The sequence below is a fragment of the Streptomyces sp. NPDC055506 genome (genome assembly GCF_053643595.1).
In genome coordinates this window covers 36,332-44,449 of sequence record NZ_JBSHKH010000065.1, presented here as the reverse complement: position 1 = coordinate 44,449, position 8,118 = coordinate 36,332, and the positions used below count along the sequence as shown (strand labels likewise).

Annotated in this window: 8 protein-coding genes; 4 read left to right on the top strand and 4 right to left on the bottom strand. The window is 70.7% G+C overall.

From position 1 onward, the window contains the following. Positions 1-259: substrate-binding domain-containing protein (locus ACWIF2_RS23900; protein ID WP_454362670.1), on the top strand; the 259-nt coding region annotated here is incomplete at its 5' end. Here ACWIF2_RS23900 and ACWIF2_RS23895 read toward each other — a convergent pair. The 4 genes from ACWIF2_RS23895 to ACWIF2_RS23880 are packed head-to-tail and all read right to left on the bottom strand — an operon-like array spanning position 222 to position 4,835. Then, positions 222-1,604, bottom strand: coding sequence for a glycoside hydrolase family 32 protein (locus ACWIF2_RS23895; protein WP_454362669.1), 1,383 nt, complete (start codon positions 1,602-1,604; stop codon positions 222-224). The genes ACWIF2_RS23900 and ACWIF2_RS23895 overlap by 38 nt on opposite strands. Then, positions 1,601-2,455: a carbohydrate ABC transporter permease gene (locus ACWIF2_RS23890; protein ID WP_454362668.1), complete on the bottom strand. Its 855-nt coding sequence runs from the start codon at positions 2,453-2,455 to the stop codon at positions 1,601-1,603. The genes ACWIF2_RS23895 and ACWIF2_RS23890 overlap by 4 nt, the downstream gene beginning before the upstream one ends. A gap of 17 nt (positions 2,456-2,472) precedes the next feature. Then, positions 2,473-3,429 (bottom strand): carbohydrate ABC transporter permease, encoded by a 957-nt coding sequence (locus ACWIF2_RS23885; protein WP_454362667.1) that lies wholly within the window; start codon positions 3,427-3,429, stop codon positions 2,473-2,475. Next, complete coding sequence (locus tag ACWIF2_RS23880; protein WP_454362666.1) at positions 3,426-4,835, bottom strand: extracellular solute-binding protein; 1,410 nt, start codon at positions 4,833-4,835, stop codon at positions 3,426-3,428. The genes ACWIF2_RS23885 and ACWIF2_RS23880 overlap by 4 nt, the downstream gene beginning before the upstream one ends. Positions 4,836-4,992: 157 nt before the next feature. Between ACWIF2_RS23880 and ACWIF2_RS23875 the strand changes: the two genes are divergently transcribed. The 3 genes from ACWIF2_RS23875 (at position 4,993) to ACWIF2_RS23865 (ending at position 8,107) form a co-directional block, all read left to right on the top strand. Next, positions 4,993-6,537 (top strand): glycoside hydrolase family 32 protein, encoded by a 1,545-nt coding sequence (locus tag ACWIF2_RS23875; RefSeq protein ID WP_454362665.1) that lies wholly within the window; start codon positions 4,993-4,995, stop codon positions 6,535-6,537. Positions 6,538-6,625: 88 nt separating this feature from the next. Continuing rightward, the gene (locus ACWIF2_RS23870; RefSeq protein WP_454362664.1) at positions 6,626-7,600 is read left to right on the top strand and encodes a TauD/TfdA dioxygenase family protein; all 975 of its coding nucleotides are present in this window, start codon (positions 6,626-6,628) and stop codon (positions 7,598-7,600) included. An 81-nt stretch (positions 7,601-7,681) separates the two neighbouring features. Then, the gene (locus tag ACWIF2_RS23865; RefSeq protein WP_454362663.1) at positions 7,682-8,107 is read left to right on the top strand and encodes a peptidoglycan-binding domain-containing protein; all 426 of its coding nucleotides are present in this window, start codon (positions 7,682-7,684) and stop codon (positions 8,105-8,107) included. Positions 8,108-8,118: the final 11 nt, after the last annotated feature.

Genomic DNA, 8,118 nt, shown 5'->3' with positions numbered 1-8,118 from the left:
CCTGCACGCCGCGACCCGGCTCGGGATCTCCGTGCCCGGCGAGTTGTCGGTGGTGGGCTACGACGACCAGGAGCACATGGCCGCCTACCTGGCGCCGCCCCTCACCACCGTCGCGCTGCCCCACCGGGCGATGGGGGAGGCCGCGGCCGGGCTCCTCCTCGAAGCCATCGCCACCGGACGGACACCGCCCGCCACCGTGCGGCGTCTGGCCTGCCCGGTGATCAGCCGCGCTTCGGTGGGACCAGCGCCCATCCGGTGACGGCCGCGCCGGACGTCACGCTCAACTCACTCACGTCGTCCGGACGCCGGTAGATCCGCTCGGTGACCGTGGCCCGGTCGCCGACGAACAGCTCGTACAGCGAGCCGTCGACGAGGACGCGCACCGTGAGCTCCTCGTACGGCGGCACATGGACGACGATCGGCCCGGCCGCCTCGGCCTCCTCGCGGGGCCAGTCCCCCCGGTCGAGTGTCACCGCGCCCTCTTCAGGGTCGAGACAGACCGTGAGCCCGGCTCCTGAGGCCGAGCGCAGGAGGGTCACGGTGGTGCGGTCGCGGGCGCTGACGGTCAGGTCGTAGGCCGCCGGGAGCGCGGTCCGGCCGGGGGCGGTGACGAACGGCTCCGCGTCGTGCAGCCGGTGCAGCTCCGGGGCCGGGGCCACCCGCAGGGCACCGTCCGGATGGACGTCGACGACGCGAGGAGCGGTCAGGACACCGGCCCAGTCGCTCTCGCCCTGCGCGCGGGCCTCCCACGACCAGCCCCACATCAGGGCCCGGTCCGGCTCCTGGAGCACCGCGGGCGCATAGAAGTCACGGCCGTGGTCGAGCCGGCCGCCCGCCCGGGCGGTGAAGCGGAGGTCCGCGTTCAGACGGCCCGTCAGGTAGCCGGTGGTCCAGGGACGGCCGTCCCACAGCGACACGACCAGCACCCACTCGCCGGCCCGCGCCGCGTACAGCTGCGGGCACTCCCAGCCGGTCGCCCGGTCGCCGAACGCCGCCGCGGCGGCCGGGTCCCGGCCGTCCAGGAGCACACCGGCGAACCGCCAGTCGGTCAGGTCGTCGCAGTCGTAGAGCAGGACCGACGGCGTGCCGTCGGCGTGCCCCGCGCCGACCAGCGCCAGGCGGCGTCCGTCGTGGTCGAAGACGAACGGGTCGCGGAACATCACCACGTCCAGCCCCTCGGGCGGGCCCGTCACCACCGGAGTGGGCAGGGGAGTCCACTCGGTCAGCTTCTCGTCGTCCGGGTCCGCCGCCCGGGCCAGGCAGATCGTGCCGAGGCCGGTGTGGTTCCGGTCGACCCCGGTGTAGACGGCCGTGGGCACGCCGTCGTCGTCGACCACACACCCCGACCAGCAGCCCGCCTCGTCCGGGCCGCCCGGTGCCGGGGTGAGCGCGATCGGGTGGTGCTCCCAGTGCACGAGGTCGGGGCTGGAGGCGTGCCCCCAGTGGACGTTCGCGTGCACCGGGGCGTCAGGGTTGTGCTGGTAGAAGAGGTGATGGCGGCCACGCCAGAAGAAGGGCCCGTTCGGGTCGTTCATCCAGTTGGCCGGCGGGCGGACCCGGAAGCGCGGGGCGTGCGGGTCCTGCGGGGGAGCGGTGAGGCTCAACGGTTGACTCCTGCGGAGGTGATGCCCTCGCGCAGAGGGCGCTGGCCGACGACGAACACGGCGACGGCGGGAATCATGGAGAGGACGACACCGGCGAGCACGACGGAGATCGAGCCGGTGCCGAGATTGCCCTGGAGGGAGACCAGACCCAGTGGCAACGTGTAGTTCTGCCCCGAGGTCTCGAGGATCAGCGGCCGGAAGAACTCGTTCCAGTGGTAGTTGAAGGCCAGTACGCCGACGATCGCGAGGCCGGGCGCGGCCAGCGGGGCGTACACCGAGCGGAAGGTCCGCCAGGGCCCGGCGCCGTCCAGCATCGCCGCCTCGCCCAGGTCCTTGGGCATGCCCAGGAAGTACTGGCGCATCAGGAACGTGCCGAAGGCGGTCGGGAAAGCCGGGATGATCAATCCCAGCAGGGTGTCGGTCAGGCTCATCGACTTCAGCACCAGGAACACCGGCACGATGGTGACCTGCAACGGCACCATCATCGTCGCCAGGACCAGGCCGAACAGCGGCTTCTTGAAACGGAACTCCAGCCGCGCGAAGGCGTATCCGGCAAGGCCCGCCGTGATCATCTGGCCGACCGCGATCAGCCCGGTGACCAGCGTGGAGTTCAGCGCCAGCAGCCAGACGTCGATCTGGTCGAACACGCCCCGGTACGCCTCGGTGGACGGGTTCGCCGGGACGATCTGGGGCGGCAGGTCGAACGCCTCGGCAGGCGTGCGCAGCGAGGTGGAGACCGTCCACACCACCGGGCCGAGGGTGAGCAGGGCGCACACGGCCAGACCGGCGATCCGCGCCCAGGGCGCCAGCCGGTACCGCACACGGCCGGGGGACAGGGTTGCTTGGCTCATGGGAAGACTCACCCGGCTCACTGGTAGTGGACGAAACGCCGGCTGAGCCGGAACTGGAGGGCCGTGACCGCCATGATCAGCACGAACAGCAGCACACCCACCGCGGACGCCTCACCGAAGCGCAGCTGCTCGAACGCCGTCTCGTAGATCACCATCACGACCGTGCGGGTGGAGTCGCCGGGACCGCCGTTGGTGAGGACGTACGGCTGCTCGAAGACCTGCAGCGCGTTGATGATGCCGACCACCGAGGCGACCAGCAGTGTCGGTGACAGCAGCGGCAGAGTGACGGTGAGGTGCTTGCGCAGGCCGTTCGCGCCGTCCAGGGCGGCGGCCTCGTGAATCTCCTTCGGGATGTTGTTCAGGCCGCCGATGAACAGCAGGAACGAGAAGCCGAACTGCTGCCAGACATAGACCAGGACCACGGTCGCCATCGCCGCGTTCTCCGACGTCAGCCACGGCACGGGCGCGATCCCGACGAAGCCGAGCAGCCAGTTGACCACCCCGAAGTCCTGGTTGAACAGGTACTTCATCACCACCGAGATCGACGCGGCGGACAGCACCAGCGGGAAGAAGAACGCCGAGCGGAACACCGACCGCAGCCACACCGGCATCCGCCCGTTGAGGGTCAGCGCGAGCGCCAGCGCGATCAGCAGCTGCAGCGCCACCGCGAACACCATGAACACCAGCGTGTTGCGGAAGGACACCAGGACGGTCTCGTCGCCGAACACCTCCCCGTAGTTGGAGAGCCCGGCGTAGGACGGCGAGTCGATGACATTCCAGTGGAACAGACTCAGGACCACCGAGCCGAGGATCGGGACGACCGTGAAGACCACGATGCCCACGATCGTCGGTGTCAGGAACAGCGTGGCCAGCAGCCGGGTGCCGCGATCACGGGCCGAGGGGCCCTTCGGCGCGGGGGCGGGCGGGGCCACGGGGCGTTCGGCCCGGGCGGGCGGTGTCTGGGTGTTCGTCACGCGTCACGCTCCATGGCCTTCTCCAGATCGCCCTGCATCCGGCGCAGCGCGGGACGCACCGAGCGCGCGGCGGCAAGGGCCGTACCGGTGTGCTTCAGCAGCACCTGCTCGACCTCCGCGACCTGCGGCGGCGCCGGGATCGGGCCCGTGTCGGGGAACCGGTCGAGGGTGTCGTAGAAGACGGGCCAGCGCGCCGGGCCCGTCTTCTCGTAGCGGGCGGCGGTCAGCAGCGAGCGGCGGGCCGGGGTCGTCTGGTTCGTGGCGAACAGCCGGTCGAGGGTGTCCTTGCGGGCCGCGTACTTGATGAACTCCCACGCCTCGTCCTGCATCTTCGAGGTGCGCAGCAGCGCGTAGCCCGCCGCTCCGTACTGCATGCGCTGGGTGCGCCAGCGCGGGAAGTACTGCACGTCGAACCCGTCCCGCCGCATCCCGGCCAGATGCAGGCCGCCCGCCCAGAAGCCGCCCGCCGGTGTGACACCGACCCGGCCGGTGGAGAACACGCCGATCAGGTTCTGGCCGTTGCCGCCCTCGGGGCGGGTGCACAGGCCGTCCTGGATGAGGGAGGCGAGGTAGTCGTAGACCTCCTCCACGCGGTCGTGGGTGGCCTGCGGTGTCGTCCAGCGGAAGCCGCCCCCGCGGCCCTTGCGCTGGGCCGCCGGATAGAAGCCGTCCCAGAGCCACTGCCCGCCGGGCGCCTTGGACTCGGTGAGCAGGTTGGTCTCGTTCGCGAACAGCCAGGGCACGACACCGCCCCACAGCCGGTTGGTCCAGAAGTACGGCGTGAAGCGGGAGCCGCCGGACTTCTTCATGTCCCGCAGCAGCGTGGTGAAGTCGTCGCGGTTCCAGTCGGACGGCGGGAAGTCCGCCCCGGCCCGGCGCAGGACCTGCCGGTTGAAGTACATGTCGGCCGCGTTGAACTCCACCGGCAGCTGGTAGAGGCTGCCCTCGTACATCATCGACTCCACCAGCGACGGGTGGACGTCGGCGAAGTACTCCTTCAGCTCGGCCGCGTCCCGCCGCACCCACTTGTCCAGGGCCACGCCGAGCCGCTGCGCGAACAGCTGCACGCCCTCGGTGGCGACATAGACGAGGTCGGGGGCGGTGCCCGCCGCGACCTGGGTGAGGATCTTCGCGAAGAAGTCCGACCAGTCGACGGCCTGCACCGCGTTGATCCGGAGCTTGATGTCGGGGTGCAGCTCGCGGAAGCCCTCCCGGAGCGTGCGGATGGCCTCCGGCCCGTAGGCGGGGCCGAGGGTGGCGACGACCAGGGAGCCGTCGTCCCGGCCGGGGATGTCGGCTCCGGTGAGCCGGTCCCAGCTCGCGGCGGTGCCGGCCAGGGCGGCGGCCCCCGCGCCGTAGGCGCCGTACCGCATGAGGGCGCGGCGGGTGAGGTGCGAGTCGGTCATCTATGGGGCCTAACTCGTGTTAGACGAGGGTTGATGCCCCAGATGATGTGAGGACCGAACGGACCTGTCAAGGCGTGTGAACGCTTGACCTTTAACGAGTTAGGTCCGAGAGTCCTGGTCCCATGAGCCGCCGTTTCCGACGAGAGGAACGAGTGTGATGAGCGGGATCACCAGGAGAGCGCTGTTCGCGGGCACGGCCGTGGGGACGGCCGGCGCGTTACTGCCCGCCGCGGCGGGTCCGGCCGAGGCCAGGCCGAAGGAGGCCGGTGCGAGCTACCGCGCCGCCTATCACTTCACCGTCCCCGGACAGTGGAAGAACGACCCGCAGCGCCCCATCTGGATCGACGGCGCGTACCACTACTACTACCTCCACAACGCCGACTACCTCTCCGGCGAGGTCGGCACCGCCTGGCGCCTGGCCACCAGCACCGACCTGGTCTCCTTCACGGACCGGGGGATCGCAGTGCCCAAGGACGTCAACGCCAACGGCGACGTCTGGTCGGGCTCCGCGGTGGTCGACACGGAGAACACCGCGGGCTTCGGGGCGGGCGCGGTCGTCGTCCTGGCCACGATGTCGCCGCACGACGGCCCGAGCGACCAGGCGCAGTACCTGTACTACTCCACCGACGGCGGCCGTTCGTTCACCCCGCACGGCACCGATCCGGTGCTGCCCAACCCCGGTGTGCGCGACTTCCGCGACCCCAAGGTGATCCGCGACGAGGAACGCGGACGGTGGGTGATGACCCTCGCCGAGAACGACAAGGTGGGCTTCTATCACTCCGCCGACCTCAGGTCCTGGAGGTACGTGAGCGGTTTCGTCAGGGGCGGCATCGGGGTGCTGGAGTGCCCCGACCTGTTCCGGATCCGCGCCGGGGACGGCACGGTGAAGTGGGTGCTCGGCGTGAGCGCCAACGGCAAGGCCGCAGGGCTGCCGAACACGTACGCGTACTGGACGGGCTCCTTCGACGGCAGCGCCTTCACCGCCGACGCGACCGATCCCCAGTGGCTCGACCACGGCTGGGACTGGTACGGGGCGGTCACCTTCGACAAGCGCGGCACCGACGGAACCCTCGACGAAGAAGGCCGCTACGCGATCGGCTGGCTGAACAACTGGGACTACGCCCACATCACGCCCACGATCGACAGTGACGGCTTCAACGGCACCGACTCGATCGTCCGCGAGATCACGCTCAAGCGCGGGAGTGACGGCACGTACTTCCTGGCGTCCCGGCCGGTCGCCGCGCTCGACCGGTACGTCTCCCGCACGGTGACGCTCGGCGACCTGGAGGTCGAGGGCACGCGCCTGCTCGACTATCGGGGCACCGCCTACGAGCTGACCTGTGACATCACCTGGGACCGGCTCACGGGCGCGGGAGTGCAGTTGCGGCGCTCCCCGGACGGCGTCCGGCACATCGACGCCGGCGTCCACCGCGACTACGCCTACCTCAACCGCCGCCCCTCCGTGTCCCCGGACATGTCGGGCCGATGGCAGGAGAGCCACAGCCCCTTCGACCCGGCCCGGCGCACGGTGAGGCTCCGCGTCCTGGTCGACCGCACATCGGTGGAACTCTTCGTCGACGACGGACGGTACGTGCACTCGACGGCCGCCTTCCCGTATCTGGTCGACACGGGGCTCGCGCTGTTCGGCATCGACGGGAGGGCGGTGTTCCGGAACACGGTGATCCGGGAGTTCGCGGTGTGAGGTGCGCCGATGCGGTGTCGCCCCGGGCGGGGATCACTGTCACGATCTTCGGGACGGCAGACACACGCCCACGACCAGCGGAGCGCTCATGACGACGGACGGCCCGATCACGGACGAGGCGGCGCGGGACACCGGGGTGGAGGTGAAGCCGGTCGCCGGGCACATCGGCGCCGAGATCGGCGGTGTCGACCTGGCCGCGGACCTCGACGACGCGGTGATCGCCGCGATCAGGGCGGCGGTGCTGCGGTGGAAGGTGGTGTTCTTCCGGGGCCAGCGCCTGGACCACGCCGGCCATGTGGCGTTCGCGCGTCGCTTCGGTGAGCCGGTGGTGCTGCCCCGGCGCGGCAAGGCCTCGCCGCCGGAATTCCCCGAGATCGAGACCACCGCCGACCGGCTGGAACTGGGCGGGCGGTTCGGCATGGAGCATGACGAGTGGCTGCGGCGCCGCCGCCACACCCTGCTGCGCGGCTGGCACTGCGACCACGGCGCCCGCGTCGACCCGCCCGCCGCGACGATCCTGCGCGCCGAGACCGTACCGCCCTACGGCGGCGACACCACCTGGTCGAACCTGGCGGCGGCGTATGCCGGACTCTCCGCGCCGCTGCGGGAGTTCGTCGACGGACTGCGGGCCGAGCACCGGCTCGGCGTCGGCTACCAGCCCCGGCCCGGGGACGACGCGTACGTCCGCCACCTGCTGGACCGTCAGGTCGCCTCGCTGCACCCGCTGGTGCGCGTCCACCCGGAGACGGGGGAGCGGATCCTCTACGTCAACGGCTACTACGTCGAGCAGATCGCCGGCCTCTCCCGGCCCGAGAGCGGCGCGATCCTGAACCTGCTGCTGGAACAGGCGGTCCGGCCCGAGTACACGGTGCGCTTCCGCTGGGAACCCGGCAGCGTGGCGTTCTGGGACAACCGCGCCACCATGCACCTGGCGCCCGGCGACACCGCGCACCTCGACCATCCGCGGATCATGCACCGGGTGATGCTCGCGGGGGACGTGCCCGCCGGGGTGGACGGCAAGGCGTCGGAGCCGATCACCGGAACGGCCCCCGGGCGTTGGTGACCTGCGGCTCTCCCGAGATGCAACCCGGGTGCGGGAAGCGCACGATGAGGAAAGGGGGAATGCTTCCTGGAGGTGATCTGGATGAGACGTGTGCTCACCGCCGCAGCGGCGCTGACTCTTTCCATCACCCTTGCGGGACCACCGGCCGCCGCGGCATCGCAGGAAACCTCTGTGACCACGGCGGCGGCCGACGCCCAGGCCGCACACAAGTTGAAGCGTCCAGCAACCCTCGTGGCCCAGGGGCCCGTCGATGTGTGCGACTACACCAACAGGCGTCCGAACCTTCGCGTGGGGTCATCCGGGGCAGTCGTCCAACAGGCCCAGTGCTACTTGAACCACGCCATTGGTGCCGATCTGGACGAGGACGGGGACTTCGGCCCGGTCACGCAGTCCGCGGCAGAGGACTTCCAGCGATGTGCCGGCATCGTCGTCGACGGGCGCGTCGGTGCCCAGACCTGGTCGTTCCTCTCCTTCTGGGCCAACGCGCCGGATGCTCCCTTCTGTTGAGGGAGCCCGCC